The organism is Bradyrhizobium viridifuturi (assembly GCF_001238275.1).
Classification (GTDB): Bacteria; Pseudomonadota; Alphaproteobacteria; order Rhizobiales; family Xanthobacteraceae; genus Bradyrhizobium; species Bradyrhizobium viridifuturi.
The window spans coordinates 134,443-151,408 of sequence record NZ_LGTB01000002.1; the positions used below are offsets into that span (position 1 = coordinate 134,443).

At 60.4% G+C, this 16,966-nt stretch carries 14 protein-coding genes and 4 pseudogenes; 2 read left to right on the forward strand and 16 right to left on the reverse strand.

Annotated elements, in window-relative coordinates; all coding sequences use genetic code 11:
• Window positions 1-47: 47 nt before the first annotated feature.
• From ALC15_RS02725 to ALC15_RS02740, 4 genes and pseudogenes are all read right to left on the reverse strand, one after another.
• Window positions 48-1,291: pseudogene (locus tag ALC15_RS02725) on the reverse strand (ABC transporter substrate-binding protein).
• Window positions 1,278-2,609 carry an MFS transporter gene (locus ALC15_RS02730; protein WP_050625954.1) on the reverse strand — a complete coding sequence of 444 codons (1,332 nt, stop codon included), beginning with the start codon at window positions 2,607-2,609 and terminating at the stop codon, window positions 1,278-1,280. Before ALC15_RS02730 ends, ALC15_RS02725 begins: the two are co-directional and overlap by 14 nt.
• A 65-nt stretch (window positions 2,610-2,674) precedes the next feature.
• On the reverse strand, window positions 2,675-4,381 hold the full coding sequence (locus ALC15_RS02735) for a thiamine pyrophosphate-binding protein (RefSeq protein WP_050625955.1): 1,707 nt from the start codon (window positions 4,379-4,381) through the stop codon (window positions 2,675-2,677).
• The gene (locus tag ALC15_RS02740; RefSeq protein WP_128089420.1) at window positions 4,378-4,872 is read right to left on the reverse strand and encodes a cupin domain-containing protein; all 495 of its coding nucleotides are present in this window, start codon (window positions 4,870-4,872) and stop codon (window positions 4,378-4,380) included. Before ALC15_RS02740 ends, ALC15_RS02735 begins: the two co-directional genes overlap by 4 nt.
• Window positions 4,873-5,126: 254 nt before the next feature.
• Between ALC15_RS02740 and ALC15_RS41405 the strand changes: the two genes are divergently transcribed.
• Window positions 5,127-6,083: a LysR family transcriptional regulator gene (locus ALC15_RS41405; protein ID WP_094193627.1), complete on the forward strand. Its 957-nt coding sequence runs from the start codon at window positions 5,127-5,129 to the stop codon at window positions 6,081-6,083.
• On the opposite strand, the gene ALC15_RS02750 is transcribed toward ALC15_RS41405, so the two are convergent.
• From ALC15_RS02750 to trbB, 11 genes and pseudogenes are all read right to left on the reverse strand, one after another.
• Window positions 6,056-6,295: a DUF2274 domain-containing protein gene (locus tag ALC15_RS02750; protein WP_050625958.1), complete on the reverse strand. Its 240-nt coding sequence runs from the start codon at window positions 6,293-6,295 to the stop codon at window positions 6,056-6,058. The genes ALC15_RS41405 and ALC15_RS02750 overlap by 28 nt on opposite strands.
• Before the next feature lie 4 nt (window positions 6,296-6,299).
• Window positions 6,300-7,508 (reverse strand): TraB/TrbI/VirB10 family type IV secretion system protein, encoded by a 1,209-nt coding sequence (locus tag ALC15_RS02755; RefSeq protein WP_050625959.1) that lies wholly within the window; start codon window positions 7,506-7,508, stop codon window positions 6,300-6,302.
• Window positions 7,505-8,538 (reverse strand): annotated as a pseudogene (gene trbG / locus ALC15_RS02760) (P-type conjugative transfer protein TrbG). The gene ALC15_RS02755 and the pseudogene trbG overlap by 4 nt, the downstream one beginning before the upstream one ends.
• Window positions 8,535-9,218, reverse strand: a complete 684-nt coding sequence (trbF, locus tag ALC15_RS02765) for a conjugal transfer protein TrbF (protein WP_050625960.1) — start codon at window positions 9,216-9,218, stop codon at window positions 8,535-8,537. Before trbF ends, trbG begins: the two are co-directional and overlap by 4 nt.
• Window positions 9,219-9,319: 101 nt before the next feature.
• On the reverse strand, window positions 9,320-10,549 hold the full coding sequence (gene trbL / locus ALC15_RS02770) for a P-type conjugative transfer protein TrbL (protein WP_050625961.1): 1,230 nt from the start codon (window positions 10,547-10,549) through the stop codon (window positions 9,320-9,322).
• Window positions 10,546-10,917 (reverse strand): putative entry exclusion protein TrbK-alt, encoded by a 372-nt coding sequence (trbK-alt, locus tag ALC15_RS41410; protein WP_094193628.1) that lies wholly within the window; start codon window positions 10,915-10,917, stop codon window positions 10,546-10,548. The genes trbL and trbK-alt overlap by 4 nt, the downstream gene beginning before the upstream one ends.
• A complete protein-coding gene (gene trbJ, locus ALC15_RS02775; RefSeq protein WP_050625962.1) occupies window positions 10,917-11,645 on the reverse strand; it encodes a P-type conjugative transfer protein TrbJ in 729 nt (242 codons plus the stop codon). The genes trbK-alt and trbJ overlap by 1 nt, the downstream gene beginning before the upstream one ends.
• A pseudogene (trbE, locus tag ALC15_RS02780) lies at window positions 11,642-14,081 on the reverse strand (conjugal transfer protein TrbE). The gene trbJ and the pseudogene trbE overlap by 4 nt, the downstream one beginning before the upstream one ends.
• A gap of 9 nt (window positions 14,082-14,090) precedes the next feature.
• Window positions 14,091-14,354: a VirB3 family type IV secretion system protein gene (locus ALC15_RS02785; protein WP_050625963.1), complete on the reverse strand. Its 264-nt coding sequence runs from the start codon at window positions 14,352-14,354 to the stop codon at window positions 14,091-14,093.
• A complete protein-coding gene (locus ALC15_RS02790) occupies window positions 14,354-14,680 on the reverse strand; it encodes a TrbC/VirB2 family type IV secretion system protein (RefSeq protein ID WP_050625964.1) in 327 nt (108 codons plus the stop codon). The genes ALC15_RS02785 and ALC15_RS02790 overlap by 1 nt, the downstream gene beginning before the upstream one ends.
• Window position 14,681: 1 nt before the next feature.
• Window positions 14,682-15,595 (reverse strand): annotated as a pseudogene (gene trbB, locus ALC15_RS02795) (P-type conjugative transfer ATPase TrbB).
• Between the two features lie 599 nt (window positions 15,596-16,194).
• Between trbB and ALC15_RS02805 the strand changes: the two are divergent.
• Window positions 16,195-16,491, forward strand: a complete 297-nt coding sequence (locus tag ALC15_RS02805; protein ID WP_050625966.1) for an HU family DNA-binding protein — start codon at window positions 16,195-16,197, stop codon at window positions 16,489-16,491.
• Window positions 16,492-16,539: 48 nt separating this feature from the next.
• On the opposite strand, the gene ALC15_RS02810 is transcribed toward ALC15_RS02805, so the two are convergent.
• Entirely contained in the window at window positions 16,540-16,965 is a 426-nt protein-coding gene (locus tag ALC15_RS02810; protein WP_050625967.1) for a CopG family transcriptional regulator, read from the reverse strand.
• Between the last annotated feature and the right edge of the window lies 1 nt (window position 16,966).

Below are 16,966 nucleotides of genomic sequence, written 5' to 3' on the forward strand. Positions count from 1 at the left end.
GGTGAACCGAGTTTGTGGGAGCACTGCCGCAATCAAACTCTCAAGCACTACTTCACATAGGGACAGCCGCCGTCCTTCAGCGGGCGGAACGCCTGGTCGCCCGGCACCTCCGCAAGCACCTTGTAATAGTCCCACGGATATTTGGATTCCTCGGGCTTCTTCACCTCGAACAGGAACATGCTGTGCACCATGCGCCCGTCCTCTCGGACGAAGCCGTTGTCGGTGAAGGCGTCGCGCACCGGCATTTCCCGCATCTTGGCGAGCACCGCCTTGGTCTCGCGGGTGCCGGCGGCCTTCACCGCCTTCAGATAGTGCAGGGTCGCACTATAAGTCGCCGCCTGGTTCATGGTCGGCATCCGCTTCATACGCTCGAAGAAGCGCCTGCCGAATGCGCGGGTGCGGGCGTCTGGTCCCAGTAATAGGCCTCGGTGACGACAAGGCCCTGCGCCTGCTGCAAACCGATGCTGTGAATGTCCGAGATAAACATGACGATGGCGGCGAGCTTCTGCCCGCCGCCGACGATGCGGAATTCGGTCGCCTGCTTGATGGTGTTGATGAGGTCGCCGCCGGCGTTGGCAAGCGCGATGATCTTGGCCTTGGAGGACTGCGCTTGCAGGAGATAGGACGAAAAATCCGAGCTGTTGAGCGGATGGCGCGCGCTGCCGAGCACCCTGCCCCCGGCCGTTTCCACGACAGTGCTGACGTCGCGCTCGATCGAATGGCCGAATACATAGTCGGCCGTAATGAAGAACCAGGTATCGCCGCCCTGCTTCGCGATCGCACTGGCGACAGTGTGCGCGTTGGAGTAGGTGTCGTAGGCCCAATGCAGCGTGTAGGGCGAACAGGATTTTCCGGTGATGTCGGAGCTCGCGGCATCGGTGGCGATCAAAAGCTTGTCGAATTGCTTTGACATTTCCATCGCCGCGAGCGCCATGGCCGAGCTCGGCAGATCGACGATCATGTCGACATTCTCGGCCTCGTACCATTTGCGCGCGATGGCGGCAGCATTGTCGGCCTTCATCTGCGGATCGGCGGTGACGAGCTCGATCGGCTTGCCGAACAGGCTGCCGCCGAAATCCTCGATCGCCATCTTGGCGGCCTCGACATTACCGGCGCCACCGATATCGGAATAAACCGAGGCGAAATCGGTCATGACGCCGATCTTGATCGGCAAAACAGACTGCTGCGCGCCGGCGCTGCCGCCGATCATCCATGAAAGCACGAAAACGATCGCCGCGACCACGCGGTGCGAGAATGGCATGCGTTCCCCTTTTTCGCTAGAGATCGACATCTTTGGTCTCAGGCCCGGCGATTGCACCGCAGAACGCGAGAATGCTGCCGCATAGCAGCAGAACTGCTGGTGACATCTCAGGCGGAAACACCTGGTCCAGAGCCGCGATGTAGAAGGCGTAGAAAGACGGAATGATCGACGACAAGCTCCAGCCAATACCGAAGCCAGTTGCCCTGAAACCGGTCTCAAAACGCTCGCTTATGTAGGGGACGACGACACCCCAAGGCGACGTAACCAGGACCGACACCAAGCAAGCGAGCAGCAACTGGGTTGCGAACGAAGCACCGGCGCTGCGTGACAGAACGTAGTAGAGCACCACCCCGACCGTAGCGATGAGAACGAGAGAGCAAACAAAGAAGCGGCGGCGTCCAACCCTCTGTGCAATCACGCCTGCAGCAATAAAGCCAAAAAATACAAGCGTGTAGATTGCCACCAACGTCAACGTGAGCAGACTTCCCGTAATATGAAGTACTTGCGGGAACAGAACAGATGGCATGTACAGGGTGATCATGAACTCGGTCGTCCACAGGCCTGTAACCAGCACCAGTACCTGGAGGAGCGTCGTCGCCTGCCGCTTGCGGGAAATGGCTGGCGCGCCGCACCGCGGCGTTTCAACTCCAGATTTCCAGATCTCTGACTCTGAAACTTGGCGGCAATAGTAGATCGCCAGAATACCCGCAAGGACGCTGCCGATCACGAATGGCACACGCCAACCCCAGGCGACATAGGACGAATCGAGGCCGCCCAACGGAGCGATCCAGTACATCGTCGCGGCCACGGCACTTATCGCCACATAGGCAGCGGCGAACGCAGCGACGATGAGTCCACCCACGAAGCCGCGTTTTCTTTTGGAAGTGTATTCCAAGGCCAACGGATGTGACGCGGTATAGCCGCCGCCCAGGAAAATTCCGTCGATGAATCTCAGAGCGATGAGACAGAGGTAGGAAGAAAGGCCAACTTCGCGATATCCTGGCAGGAGAGCAATCAGCAATGTCACCACGGCAAACCCGGCGACCGACCAGATCGAGGCAACTCTCCGCCCTCTCCTGTCGGCAATAACGCCAAAGATGATCGCTCCCAGCGGGCGCCCCAACAATGTGGTGACGAAAACAAGCGACGCGAGGCTCGCAGCTATTCCCGGTCCAAGATCGGGTGGCTGGAAGTAGAATAGGACCGGCGCCAGGACAACAACCGGAAGATAAATATCGAACATGTCGACGAATTCGGTGAAGAACGCGCCGTAGATAGCGTGTCGCGCGCGCTCGTCATGCGTCGATGACTCAGCCGCCGGTGCTTCAGTAAGAGTCGTTGTCGACATTGGATCTCCGCGCAGTGGCATGTCGCCCGCTGGAGGAGCGACTGCCTCTCTTCGAGTGTGATTCGTTAGCGCTTTGGCGGAGTCCAGGCTTCCGGCGGTCTTGACAGGAAGTCCGTCACGACGTCGATCACGGCGAGCCGATTGCTTGCCAGTGCGGATTTCAATGCCGACGCGAGATCACCAGGTTGCTCGATCCGTACCGCCTCTACTCCGAACGCCTTGGCAATTTCCGCGAAGTTCGTCCGACGAAAGCCTGCCATATGGTCAACGTCATCCATCGCCAGCCCGCGCGCACGCATATTCACGGCGCCTTGACCGAAGCCAGAATTATTGTTGATCACCACCACGATCGCGATATCGTTGCGTAGAGCCGTTTCGAGTTCCGAAAGATGATAGTAGAAGGCGCCATCTCCGGTGAAGCAGATCACCGGTCGGTCCGGTGCTGCGCATTTTGCCCCCAGCGCTGCTGGAAACGACCAGCCAAGCGAACCTGCGGCCCTGATATAGCTCTGGCCAGCGCCATTGAACTCGATCAACGCTGAAGACCAGATTGTCGAGTAGCCGGTATCCGCGACAACGATTCCGTCCGGGGGAAGCGCAGCCGTGATCTCGGCACATAGACGCTCAACCGAAACGGGGTTCTTGCCGTTCATCGCGTCAGACCGGTGTTTCGTTCGCCAGGCCGCCATCGCGGTCTCCGCGCGGGTGCCAAAGTCCCGCACACGGGGCTCACCCCCTGATTCCTTCAAGATTTTTAACAGCCCCTCGATCGCGAGCCGTGGATCACCAGCGACTGCCAAGCAATTCGGGTAGTTTCGGCCGATCTCGTGTGGATCGCTGTCAATCTGCACGATCCGCTGTCCGGCGGCCGGAATGCGCCAACCATGGGTGTTCTGGTCGCTGAGTTGGCACCCCACGACCAGCACCAGATCCGCCTCATGAGCGATCGAGTTGGTCACAGGATTTCCGTAACTCCCGATGCATCCTATCCCGAGCCGATGTCTGGTCGGGCTAATCGCGCGCGCGCCGGTGGTGGTAGCGAACGGCGCATCGAGAAACTCTGCAATCTCTGTCAACGCGGGCCCGGCAGCCGAAGACACCGCCGCAGTCCCAGCTACGATGACAACCCGCCGGGCCTCGGCGATCTCACGAGCAGCCGATTTCAGTTGCTCAAGCGGCGGTATGAGGGATAACCGCTGCATGGGCGAAACCGGATCTGGCTGCTTGGAGGACGGCGTGCACATCTCGAGGGTTTCACCCATGAGACCCGCGACGTCGATATGGACGGGGCGCTGCGTGCCCGACACCGCATATCGCCATGCCTGCGCCATCACGCGCGGCACGTCTGTGACGGTCGATATGCTGCCCGAATACTTTGTAACCGCACCAAATGCCTTCTGATGGTCGATTTCCTGATAAGCGTTCCGGTCCAGCTGTGATGCGGGCTTGCGTCCGGTGATCGCAATCACCGGATGCATACCAAGCCAGGCGTCCTGCAAACCCGCCGCCAAGTTAGCGGCTCCAACCGACTGCGCCATGCACACGCCCGGCTTACCGGTGATGCGGGCAAAGCCGTCGGCCATGTAAGCCGCCGCTTTTTCCGAGTGAGCAAGCACCGTCGAAACGCCCGCCTTCCGCAACTTGATCAACGTGTCGCGAAGAATAGCATCGACGAAAAATATGTGACTAACGCCACTCGTTAGAAGTTGTTCAGCGAGAACGTCGGCACCGGTTCGACCCGATGCCTCCGAAATCATTCCAGCGTCGTTCATTCCAAGAACTCCACGTTTGGATCATCGCCGGGCTGGATTGATTGTAGTAGCCCGACCTCGCGGCCTTCTTCGGGTTTCACGCAAATAAAGCGCCTAGGCACAAAAGGCGGCACCGCGATCACATCAAGCGGGTTGAGGTCCACCGAATGCTCGGCATTGCGCCCCCAAATAACCCGCCAAACGCCTTTGAGCGCGATGAACGTCTCGTTGGTGTCGTGGTTGTGGAGCTTCGGCCCATTACCAGGCTTCGCCTCGATAAACGACATCTGGAATCCTTCCCTCACCGGGATGGCCGACATCGGCTCCTTTGCACCGGCGGCAATCAAGCCTGTACCAACGACGAGAAAGTTCTTTCGCTCATGACCTGGTAACTGGCTGTCGGGATACCGATCGGGTGGGCATTTTAGCTCCGAGAAGCGCGCCACCCGCATGTTCATCTGCTCGGGCGAATATTCTATGATTTCCATGTTCAACGATGCGGTCTTGCTCACGTACTCCTCCTCCACTCCGATCGGTGAGCGAAAGCTGGCTCGCTGACCGACTTCGGTCATTTGAACGACGGTTTGCGTCTTGGCTAATTCGCATAATGAAATGTGCTCATAATTGATTACGTATGGAGGCTGCACGGGACAATTGGATAGACTTTTGTCAGAGCGACCGGTGTCCGTTTGACGTTATGGCTCATCACGGACCATGCGAGCGGCGAGATGATTGCACTCTTGTGAATCAGACTTGACCAATAGTCATGGCAGCGCGGGGCGAAACGAGCGAACGGCATCATGTCACGAAGAGGGTAGCGATCGACCTGCAGCAGCTACGGTTCGCGATAGCAGCATGTGATTGTGGAAGTCTTCGGCGAGCGGCAGATTTGCTTTCCGTTCAACACTCGCTTGTCAGCCGATCGATCAGTCAACTCGAGCATTCAATTGGCGTGACTCTCTTCGAGAGGTCTAGCAATGGAGTGACTGCTACCCCTGCCGGGCGAAACGTGCTGCGAACAGCGCGAATCATCTTGGAGCAAGTCGACACGCTTACGATCGGCAAGCGCAGCAACTTCCGTGCCCACTCGAGCCTGCTTTCGGTGGGCTTCTTCACATCCTTGTCAGCTGGAGGTCTTCGAGCAACCTTGATCGAATTCAAGAGACGTTTCCCGCGAGTTAAGCTGACAACAGCCGAGCGGTCTCGATCTCGACTGACTGCTGCTCTCCGCAACGGAGCGCTCGATGTTCTCATCGTCGCCGGCGATGCTCCGATGCTTGATAGTCAAGTCCTACCGCTTTGGGATGAACGGATAATGGTCTCTTTGCCAGAGGACCACCACCTTGCGAGCCGCGAGGTTGTCAATTGGACCGATCTCCGGAACGAGAATGTACTCCTGAGCCACTATGATCCTGGACGCGATCTTGAAGACTTGCTGATGTCCAAGCTTTTGCTTGCTAAAGATGGCCCCAAGATCGAACGTCACGACGTCAGCCGAGGAATTATCAAGAGTCTGATCAGCATGGATCTCGGCATTGGCCTTGCGTTGGAGTCAGACACGGGGAACTTTGCAAACTTGGTCTATCGTGAACTCCGCGATGAGATTGGTCCCATCCGCATGCGCTTTTTTGCGCGATGGAGAGCCGACAACGAGAATCCTGCCTTGAACTGCTTCCTCAAGGTATTGGCCGAGCGCTATTCCTTGCCGGCATCCAGTGATTGAGCGACCCGTCTTAGCTTTGCAAATGCGCGGTCCGTGGCCATGAAGCGCGCCAGCATCGGTGCGATCAGTTTCGCCGGATCGATGCGTTGCCCACTTTCGCTTGCCAAGGCCTCTGCATAGGCGACGAGATCCCGATGCACTGATGCCGGAAGTTCAGTGGCGACCTTGACCGGCTTGTCGTCGGGCAGGGTTGCTATTTTGAGCTTGGGCATGCCGTTACCCTCCGTATGGCACAAGGATGAGGTCACAATTGACGAGAACGCGAACTGGAAAACCAGGTCGTACGGTCAGAGTGGGCTGGATGTTGAGACTGCGCCTCACCACCTGTTGTCCGGTTTGATTCAGCGAGTCCGAGGCGCCGTGTCGCAATGCCTGGATGATGGTGCTGTCGTTGCTATTGGTGTCCGAGCCAGCCCCCAGTTCGGTCCCGACCGCCAGAAACGTCGATAGTGCCGCAGCTTTGAAGAGTTCGCCCCAGTGATTGTCGACCTGGTCTTCGAGGCCCGCATATCCTGCGGTGTCAGCGCCGGGCTGCCGCTCGAGAACAATTGAACGTCCATTCGGCATGATCAACCGGGTCCAAACGAGCAAGACACGGGATTGACCGAACGTGACCTGGCTATCGTAGACGCCGATTAGACGCGCTCCCTGAGGCACAAGGAGAAAGCGGCCGGTCGGCGTGTCAAAAACATTCTCGGTAACCTGCGCGGTGATTTGGCCTGGAAGGTCTGATCGAATCCCGGCGATCAGCGCTCCGGGAATCACCGTTCCAGCCTGCACGATGTATGGTGAAGCGGGCCTGGTGACACGGTCAGGGCTTACCGTGCGACGGTCCACGGAGGCGTTGACAAAGGCAAGCTTGCGGTCCTGGCCATTCTGTGCAGATCCATCGTCTCCAGAGTTCAATGCGTTCGGTGGCGCAACGCGGTCGCTTCCAACCGCCGTAGCGGTGGGCGGACGGACTCCTCCATTGGTCGCAGCGAACAAATGGCTGATGCGGGCCGCCTCGGTCTCTTGGTCCCGGCGCTGCTGGTCCGGATCAGCGCCGATCGCCGGGGCTTGGCCTTGAGCAGCAAGGATCGGTCGACCGAGGTCCCCGGGGAGCGGCGGACCAAGCTGTGGGATTGGCTGGCGCGGAAAGCCAGCATAATCCTTCGGCAGCGTCGTAATACCGTCGGCAAAATTGTGGTGATCGGTATTGTAGAGTTCGTCGGCCGCTTGACTACGGGAGCGATTGTTCTGTAGCGACCACAGCACCGCTCCGCCGATGACAAGCAGGGCAACCGCGCTCCCGCCGGCCAAGATCTTCCGCGACAACCGGGTCACGCGCGGATGCTCTGCTCTCAAGCGGAAGCTCTCGGACTGCTCCCCTTGTGTCTCCGGCGGAACTGCTTGCTCGTGATCGTTTACATTCCGAGTGTTCATGACGACGGCCTCCCATCGGTCCTGACAATACGGACCCTCTGCTGGTGCTCACCGCCCAGTCGGAGTTCTGCAGCAGCAAACAGCCGATCGACGATCAATATGTTGCCGTAAGCGCGGTAGTTGACGAGTTCGGTCTTGCCGTCTGGACCGATGACGAAGAGCGGTGGCATCTCGCCCTGCACGATGCCTTGCGGGAATTCGACGTAGACCTTGCGGCCATCGTCGTATGCAGCGAGCGGCCGCCAGGGTGGACTGTCCCCTTCGATGGCATAGCGGGAGATGCGCTGCGCCGGGTCCGGAAGAACGGGCTTCAGAGCGACCGAACGCGATCGTTCCCGTGCAGTTTCTGGATAGTACCAGGCAACAGACGGCATGTACGGCCGTTCGCGGGAGCGGAGCTCGATCAGGTAGGTGCGCCGGTCAGTATTGACCACCAGGTTGGTCTCTATCGAAGCTCGGGTCGCTTGACCAGGATATGGACGCGCCGTGTGTCGCCGCTCCCGCTCTCGGTGTCGCCCACGACCCAGCGTACGGTATCGCCGGCCGCGATCGGCCCTGATACCGTCAACTGTTCTCCCTCCTCGAGCGCGATATCCGTGATCTGCCCGGGTGCGGCGTAAATCTGATAGAGCGCCCCGGGACTGTAGGCGTAGATTTGCGCCGCGTTGAAATACCCCCGTTTACGCGGTTCGACACGGGCTGCGCTGTTCGCCGTCTCAACCCGGCTCACGGGTTCGGGCTCTTCCTTCGCGGCCGACTTGCCGCCGAGAGCCGGCTTCCAGAGCGGCGGCACGTGAAGCGGCCGCGACCTGTCGTCCTGAGGCGCTGGAGGCGCCGGCAGCGGAGGGACTTCCGCGTCGTAACTGATTTCTGGCGGAATGTAGGTCGCGCACCCACCGAGCGCCGACGAACAAAGCAGAAGAGCGGATAACACCGCTCGCTTCCAGGTCACGAATTCGGACCAAGTCGAATTGAGCCCGCGGTGTGTGATGGGACGCTTCAAATGAATGTCAGACAGCGTCTTGCTCACTGACTCAACTCCTTTGACCAGTTGATGGCGCGGACATAGACGCCAAGGGGATTCTTGCGCAGGCGTTCGGCATCGCGCGGCGGCTCGATCACGATCGTGAGAATGGCGGTCCAACGCTCGGTGGAGCTCAGCGATCCGTTGTCGTAGGTGCGCTGGGTCCACGCGACTCGAAAGCTTTCTGAAGACGCGCGAATGACGCTCGATACGTCGACGGAGATCTGCGCCTTGCCCAGCTTTGCGAAGGGGTCATTGTTGCGCGCATAGTCGTTGAGTGCGGCCGCGCCGCGGTCGGTCGTAAAATCGTAGGCGCGGAGCCAATTCTGGCGCAGAACGATGCCGTCGGCGGGTAGCCCTCTGACATCCTCGATGAAGCGCGCCAGATGGTAGGCGATCTGCGCGTCTGTGGGTTGATAGTCGAAGTTGGCCGGCGCGACCCTTTGGGCTTGGCCGAGATGATCGACCTCCACCACCCAGGGCGTGATCGAGCCTTGGCTCGAATGCCAGACAAGGCCCGCGGCAAGGCCGGCGGACAGCATGAGGCAGCCGAACGCCATCAGGCGCCAGTTTTTAGCTTGCACGCGCGCTGATCCAATGCGTTCGTCCCAAACCTGCGCAGCCTTTTGATAAGGCGTAACCGGCTCGGGCATGCGCCCGTAGTGAACGGATGGTCGTTTGAACATTGATAATTGCCCCCTGAGTTCAAGTGATCGGCTTCAAGTCGTGCGGTATCCGGATTTCCGATGCGGTCGGTGACGCGTGACGAACGCGCAATGGCCGCATATCAGCGCTCTCCTTCAGACAAATCGACGGAGGAACCACTGCTGCCGTGATCGCCTGAGCGGACTGCCTGTCCGGCTGCCGACGCACCGTGCCGAACGGTCTCGGCACGCTTCATGCGCCGCGCCCAATCGGGCTGCCCTTCGGCCGAAGTGCTCGCGGCCTGCTCGCCCCCTTGCCCACCACCGCTGAGGGCAGCCCCAGCGCGGCGCAACGGGCTCATGGCAGCCGAACCACCAGCCTCCGCGACGCCGGCAAGGCCGCCACTTCGATAGGCGGCGGATGCGCCGCTCAAGACGGCACCGCCGCCACGCGCGGCGCCTGCCATGGCACCGCCAGCGACACCAGCACCGCCGGCGGCGAGACCTGCGCCAGCCGCAACAATGCCGCCGGCGGCAAGCCCCGTTCCAATCGCGGCGCCGGCGCCGAGCTGCGGCCCGCCGGATACCAGGCCGTTTGCGATTCCTGGACCGAAGATACCCAGCCCGAGCAAGGAGAGCGCCGCGAGCACCATGGTCATCGCGTCCTCAATGGTCGGCTGTGCGCCGCCAAAGCCAGTGGTGAACTGCGAGAATAGGGTCGATCCGATGCCGACAATGACGGCCAGGACCAAAACCTTGATCCCGGAGGATATGACGTTGCCCAGGACCCGCTCTGCCGCGAAGGCGGTCTTGCCAAACAAGCCGAAGGGAATGAGCACGAAGCCGGCCAGCGTCGTGAGCTTGAACTCGATCAGGGTCACGAAGAGCTGGATCGCCAAAATGAAGAAGGCGAGCAGCACCACGACCCACGCAAACAGGAGGACGACGATCTGAACAAAATTCTCAAAGAAACTAATGTAGCCCATCAAGTTCGAGATCGAGTCGAGCAACGGTCGGCCGGCGTCAAGTCCGACTTGAGCGATCTTTCCCGGTCGCAGGAAATCAGATGCGGACAGGCTTGCACCGGACGCTTTCAGCCCGAGACCTTCAAAACTCTCGAAGACGATGCGCGCCAGGCTGTTCCAGTTACCGATGAGGTAGGCAAAGACACCCACGAAGAGCGTCTTCTTGACAAGGCGCGCGATGATGTCCTCGTCCGTTCCCCAACTCCAGAACAACGCGGCAAGCGTGATGTCGATCGCCGCAAGGGTCGTTGCGAGATATCCGACATCGCTGCCCAGCAGCCCGAAGCCGCTATCGATATAACGCGTGAACGTTTCCAGGAACTGGTCGATGATCCCGGCCCCGGTCATGGCTTGCTCGCCTCGGGGGTCGCCAACGGCGAATATCCTTGCGGGATCCGGCTTTGATCCTTCGGCGCGGACGCCAAGCCTGCGGTGGAATCATCGTGGCCAGGAACTGCGGCACCCTCCTTCTTGCCAAAGAAGCGACGCCGGTTTTCGTCCCAAACCCGCTTGCAATGTTGATAACCTGCCGTTTCCTCTGAAGTGACGCCGCGGCAGCGTGCGAGGTCTGAGCTCGTTGCATCTGTCGTCTGCTCCGCCCCCGGCGACTGCGGAGAATCATCTCCACCACGGAGCTGAATCGTGCAGGCAGCAAGGGCGAATACGCCGATTGTCGTAAGCAGCGACAACGCCTTGGACGCTCTTACATCGGTCATCAGTGAAACATCCGCACGTCTTGGGACTGATAGCCCTGTCCGGGGGTCAGGAACCGCCTAAGCTGTTCACGTCCCTGGTCCTGGGCCGAGGCGCGCTGCGCGGCTTCGAGGCTCTGTGCCCTGCCCTGCGCCGCCACGGCAGCCGTGAGATCGGCGAGTTGTTGCGCTTGAAGCGCGAGGATCTGATTGCCGGCCTGGGTTGCCTGCAAGGCGCCACTGGCACCCTGACTTGATGTTACGAGCGCTGACGTCTGGATGCGATTGGCGTCGAGGTTGCCGACGATACCGGCTTGAACGCGGAGCGCGTCTTGCGTTGCCGCATACGTATTTTGCCACCGCGATTGAGCGTTGGTGATTAAAACCTGGTTGGACTGGCTGCCGGTGACCAGCGCATAGGTGGTCGAGAACGCGCGATCGATCTGCTGGACGTCGTAGGCGATCCGCTGGGCCTGAGCCAGCAATTGCTGGGTCCGCTGGATCGACGACTGCAGTTGCTGCAGCGACGAATACGGCAGGTTTGCCAAGTTCTTTGCCTGGTTGATCAGCATCTGCGCCTCGTTCTGCAACGAGGTGATCTGGTTGTTGATCTGCTGCAGCTCCCGCGCGGCGGTCAGGACGTTCTGAACGTAGTTGTTGGGATCAAAGACGATCAGCGCCCGTGCGGGCACCGCGACGCCAAGCGCCAGCGCGATGGTGCCGGCAGCCACGAATAGGCCAACACGCCTCATAGCGGTTTCTCCAGATTGACGAGATTGGGGATCAGGTCGGTCGCCCAGGCGACGCCGCGGTGCTGGAGCCAGGCCGGTACGAAGCCATCATGTCCGTGTTCGGCGAGGAGCTGCGCGATGACAGCCTGGTCCGTCTTGGAAGAGGCCGCGGTGAATGCGAGCGCGACCTCGCCAAGGCCGAGTTCGAACATCCGGTTGCCCCGGCGGGATTGGCAGTAGTAGTCGCGCTTTGGCGTTGCCCGGCTCAGAAGCTCGATCTGGCGGTCATTGAGGCCGAAGCGACGGTAGATGGCCGTGATCTGCGGTTCGATCGCCCGTTCGTTCGGCAGCAACAGGCGCGTTGGGCAGCTTTCGATGATCGCCGGCGCGATCGCGGAGCCATCGATGTCCGAGAGCGACTGGGTGGCGAAGATGACCGACGCATTCTTCTTCCGAAGCGTCTTAAGCCATTCTCGGAGCTGGCCGGCAAAATCATCGTCGTCGAGGGCAAGCCAGCCTTCATCGACAATGAGCAGTGTCGGCCGGCCGTCGAGGCGGTCCCCAATACGATGAAACAGGTAAGCCAGCACGGCCGGAGCCGCGCTCGTTCCGATCAACCCTTCGGTCTCAAATGCCTGGACCGAGCTTCGCCGAGGCGCTCGAATTCGGCATCAAGCAGGCGCCCGGAGGGACCGCCCAAGCAATAGGGTTGCAAGGCCCGTTTCAGGGAGTTCGATTGCAGCAGGACCGACAGGCCCGTCAGGGTGCGCTCCTGCATCGGCGCCGAGGCGAGAGACGTCAGGGCCGACCAAAGATGATCCTTGGCCTCCGGAGTGATCTCGATTTTTTCCCGCGCCAGGATCGCGCAGATCCATTCCGTCGCCCATCCTCGCTCGGAGGGATCGTCGATCCAGGCAGGGGTTGCAGGGCGACGGGTCGGTCGCCTCCGTCAGACAACGCACCGCCGAGATCGTGCCAGTCGCCACCCATGGCGAGCGCGGCCGCCCGGATCGAGCCACCAAAATCGAACGCAAAGACCTGAGAGCTTGGATAACGGCGGAACTGGAGTGCCATCAAGGCCAGCAGCACCGACTTTCCGGCGCCCGTCGGCCCCACCACCAGGGTATGACCGACGTCCCCGACATGGAGCGAGAACCGGAACGGTGTTGAGCCCTCGGTCTTGCCGAACAGGAGAGGCGGTCCCTTGAAATGCTGATCCCTCGCCTCACCCGCCCACACGGCCGACATCGGAATCATATGGGCGAGGTTGAGGGTCGAAACCGGAGGCTGCCGCACGTTGGCGTAGACGTGCCCCGGCAGACTGCCGAGCCAGGCTTCAACAGCGTTCACCGTCTCGATCATGCAGGTGAAATCGCGGCCCTGAATGACCTTTTCGACTAGGCGGAGCTTTTCATCGGCGGCATTGGGATCGCCGTCCCAGACGGTGATGGTCGCTGTGACAAAAGCTTGTCCGATCTGGTCCGAACCCAGTTCCTGCAGCGCCGCGTCGGCGTCGATCGCCTTGTTGTTGGCGTCGGTATCGAGCAGCGTCGACGCCTCGTTGGTCATGACCTCCTTGAGAATGGCGCCGATGGATTTTCGCTTCGCGAACCACTGCCGGCGAATCCTGGTCACCAGCTTGGTGGCATCGGTCTTGTCGAGCATGATCGCCCGGGTCGACCAACGATACGAGAATGGCAGGCGATTCAGATCGTCCAGAATTCCCGGCGTCGTCGCGCCGGGAAAGCCGACAATCGTCAGAACCCGCACATTGGCTGAGCCCAGCATCGGCTCGAGCCCACCCGTCAGCGGCTGGTCGGCCAGCAGCGCATCGATGTACATCGGTATTTCGGGCACTCGAACGCGATGACGCTTGGTCGAGATGGTCGAGTGCAGGTAGGTCAGCGTGTCCTGATCGTCGAGCCAGGCACATTCTGGCATGAACCCTTCGACGAGTTGCAGTACGCGGTTGGTTTGATCGATGAACCCGCGGAGCACCTCGCGCGCATCGGCTCCAACGGTACGATCGCGGCCCTCGTAGAGCAGCCGCTCTGCCCTGGCGGCTCCCTCCTCCGGCGGCAGGTAGAGGAGGGTCAGGAAAAAGCTGGACTCATAGTGGGCGCCCGCCTCCTCGAACTGAGCCCTGCGTTCGGCGTCGACCAGTGCGGATGCGACATCCGGAAAGGCATTCGGCGGGTAGGCACCCGCAAAATGACGCTGCGCCTCAACGAACACGGCCCAGCCAGATCCCAAGCGACGCAAGGCGTTGTTCAGGCGACCGGCGACGGCTACGAGTTCAGCCGGCACCGCGCTGTCGAGGTCAGGTCCCCGGAATTTCGCCGTCCGTTGGAATGAGCCGTCCTTGTTCAGGATGATGCCCTCATCGACGAGGGCTGCCCAAGGCAGGAAGTCGGCGAGACGGGCGTTGGAGTGGCGGTATTCAGCGAGATTCATCATGACCGAGGCTCAAGCGTTTAGATGACCGGGAATGCGCAAATGTCTGCGCACCACATCGACGAAAGCGGGATCACGCTTTGCGGCCCAGACGGCCGCCATGTGGCCGATGAACCAGAGCACGAGACCCGCGATCCACAGCCGCAATCCAAGCCCGAGCGCCGCGGCAAGAGTGCCGTTGACAATCGCGACCGACCGCGGCGCGCCGCCCATCAGAATTGGTTCAGTGAGTGCGCGGTGAACGGGCACGACAAAACCTGCGACCAGTTCATCCATCAGATCACCACGCCGCCGCCGAAGGAGAAGAACGACAGGAAGAAGCTCGAGGCGGCAAACGCGATCGACAGACCAAACACGATCTGGATCAGCCTGCGGAAGCCACCGGACGAATCGCCGAACGCGAGCGTCAGCCCGGTCACGACGATGATGATGACGGCGATGATCTTGGCGACGGGGCCTTCGACCGACTGCAGGATCTGATTGAGCGGCTGCTCCCACGGCATGTTCGAGCCAGCCGCCCATGCCGGCGCCGTCGCCAAAAGCACCATGCCGGACGCGGCCAGCGATGCGGTCTGCCGAAGAACGCGAAATTCCAAACGCATGTCAGTCTCCTGCTGATGAAAGGCTGTAGTCGCCAGCGACCCCGAGTCCCGTGACGGCGGCGAGCTCGCTGAGGCGGCGATCGGCACCCCGACCCTCAAGAACGGCGACGAGGTTGATGGTCTCGGCGATCAGAGCTCGTGGAACCGTGATGACGGCTTCCTGGATGAGCTGCTCGAGCCGCCGCATCGCGCCGAGCGCGCTACCCGCGTGGATGGTCCCGATGCCGCCGGGGTGGCCGGTACCCCAGGCCTTGAGCAAATCGAGCGCTTCAGCACCGCGAACCTCACCGACGGGAATGCGATCCGGACGCAATCGCAGCGAGGAGCGGACAAGATCGGACAGCGTCGCCACGCCATCTTTGGTCCGAAGCGCGACAAGATTGGGCGCCTTGCACTGAAGTTCGCGTGTGTCCTCGATCAGCACAACCCGATCGGCGGTCTTTGCCACCTCAGCCAATAGCGCATTCGTCAAGGTGGTCTTACCGGTCGATGTCCCACCGGCGACAAGGATGTTCTTCCGTGCAGCGACCGCGTTCTTCAGGATCTTGCTTGCGCCGGGGTCATGATCTCCTTGGCGACGTAGTCGTCGAGCGTAAACACAGCGACCGCGGGCTTGCGGATAGCGAACGCCGGTGCAGTAACGACGGGAGGCAAGAGACCCTCGAAACGCTCTCCGGTCCCAGGCAATTCGGCCGAGACCCGTGGCGCGCCGGCATGTACTTCCGCGCCCACGTGGTGCGCGACCAGGCGAACAATCCGCTCGCCATCCGCTGCGGACAGAGTTTCGCCTGTGTCAGTCAGACCACTCGACAGCTTGTCGATCCACAGCCGCCCGTCTGGGTTGAGCATCACCTCGATGATCGCTTCATCTTCGAGGTAGCCGGCAATCGCTGTGCCAAGCGCGCTGCGCAGCATTCGCGCACCGCGCGAATTCGCCTCCGATTGAATGGACTGGATTGCCATTGCCGCCCCACCGAATGAGAACGTCAAAAAGCGCTCTCAGATGGGGATGATTAGAAAAGGCACTAATGGACTTAGCGCAACAAGCGCTCTCGTTGAGCGTAGACCAGCGAATAAAAGGAAAGGTTGGGAATTGTGGCCCGGGCTCACCGCGCAGCTTGGCCTGATCGAATCGACGGGATCGAGGGCCTATGCCGTCAAGAGCGGCGTTGGGCCAGAATTTATCCGCTATGCAATCACATCGAGAAGTTCTGCATTCGAGGTTCCCGTTCGAGAGCGCGAGTCATGCGTTGGTCGCGACGATATATCCGCTTATGTCGCTGGTCGTCCCGATCGACGGTGATCAAAGGCTGACGGCCACGAAGAAGCTCTCGCGGGCCCCCTTCGAGACCAGAATCAAACGTCGAGGCCCTTCTTGCATTTTGAACCTCGATGGGTTTTAAGCCCGGTGACTTCTTGACGCCGGTGGGATCGAAGAGCGCATCGCGATCGCGCTTCGATCAGCATGACGCATCCACCGTGGCTCGTTTACTTTCTCTCCCACGGGACCTATCATGGCAAAGATGACCAAGAACCAGCTGATTGACGCGATTGCGGATGCGACGCAGCTTTCGAAGGGGGATGTAAAGGCCGTCATCGAGCAGATGGCAACTGTGGGATATAAGGAGTTGAATGAATCTGGCGAATTCGTCGTCCCGGGATTCGTCAAAATGTCAGTCGTGAACAAGCCCGCTACCGAAGCTCGCAGCGGCGTAAACCCTTTTACGAAAGAGCCAATGGAGTTTGCGGCTAAGCCGGCGAGCAAATCTGTCAAGGCCTCACCGCTGAAAGTTGCCAAAGACGCGGTCTGATCAGTAAGAAAGGAAGAGACAGGCGCGATAGCTATCTAACTAAATCATTCAGCTTTCGCCGACCGGCTCCTGAGGGCGGATATCTTCTGGAATCTCGCGCAGAAAGCTTTGCCCCTTTTGCAATCGGCGCCCGAGCGCTTCAACGAATCCTTCAAAGCGCTCCCTGCCCTTTATCTGCGCGGCCGCTTGCGCGTCATTCGGCAATGGCGGCGTGATCGTCAGCCAGAAGCGAATGAAGAGGGCCAAGGTCTCGGCCGTCAAACCAACGTCCCGCTCCAGTCTTTGCATCTGGCGTGACATCCGATCGAGGCGACGGGCAAACGCCGCCTCCCGCCTGTCCGATCCGTCCGGTGACAGAAATGAAGCGACTGCCGCTTCCACGATCGCAGACCGCGAAAGCTTCTTGCGATCGGCCAGATCCGATATCTGCTTCAGAAGTTCCGGCGGAAAATAGACGTTCATCCGGTCGCGCATG

What these genes read in the sequence shown, in the direction of transcription:
- ALC15_RS02735 (WP_050625955.1), bottom strand. Translation starts at nt 4,381, where the DNA reads ATGAACGACGCTGGAATGATTTCGGAGGCATCGGGTCGAACCGGTGCC.
- trbF (WP_050625960.1), bottom strand. Translation starts at nt 9,218, where the DNA reads ATGTTCAAACGACCATCCGTTCACTACGGGCGCATGCCCGAGCCGGTT.
- ALC15_RS02790 (WP_050625964.1), bottom strand. Translation starts at nt 14,680, where the DNA reads ATGCGTTTGGAATTTCGCGTTCTTCGGCAGACCGCATCGCTGGCCGCG.
- ALC15_RS02730 (WP_050625954.1), bottom strand. Translation starts at nt 2,609, where the DNA reads ATGTCGACAACGACTCTTACTGAAGCACCGGCGGCTGAGTCATCGACG.
- trbJ (WP_050625962.1), bottom strand. Translation starts at nt 11,645, where the DNA reads ATGAGGCGTGTTGGCCTATTCGTGGCTGCCGGCACCATCGCGCTGGCG.
- ALC15_RS02755 (WP_050625959.1), bottom strand. Translation starts at nt 7,508, where the DNA reads ATGAACACTCGGAATGTAAACGATCACGAGCAAGCAGTTCCGCCGGAG.
- trbL (WP_050625961.1), bottom strand. Translation starts at nt 10,549, where the DNA reads ATGACCGGGGCCGGGATCATCGACCAGTTCCTGGAAACGTTCACGCGT.
- ALC15_RS02785 (WP_050625963.1), bottom strand. Translation starts at nt 14,354, where the DNA reads ATGGATGAACTGGTCGCAGGTTTTGTCGTGCCCGTTCACCGCGCACTC.
- ALC15_RS02805 (WP_050625966.1), top strand. Translation starts at nt 16,195, where the DNA reads ATGGCAAAGATGACCAAGAACCAGCTGATTGACGCGATTGCGGATGCG.
- ALC15_RS02810 (WP_050625967.1), bottom strand. Translation starts at nt 16,965, where the DNA reads ATGCGCGACCGGATGAACGTCTATTTTCCGCCGGAACTTCTGAAGCAG.
- trbK-alt (WP_094193628.1), bottom strand. Translation starts at nt 10,917, where the DNA reads ATGACCGATGTAAGAGCGTCCAAGGCGTTGTCGCTGCTTACGACAATC.
- ALC15_RS41405 (WP_094193627.1), top strand. Translation starts at nt 5,127, where the DNA reads ATGGCAGCGCGGGGCGAAACGAGCGAACGGCATCATGTCACGAAGAGG.
- ALC15_RS02750 (WP_050625958.1), bottom strand. Translation starts at nt 6,295, where the DNA reads ATGCCCAAGCTCAAAATAGCAACCCTGCCCGACGACAAGCCGGTCAAG.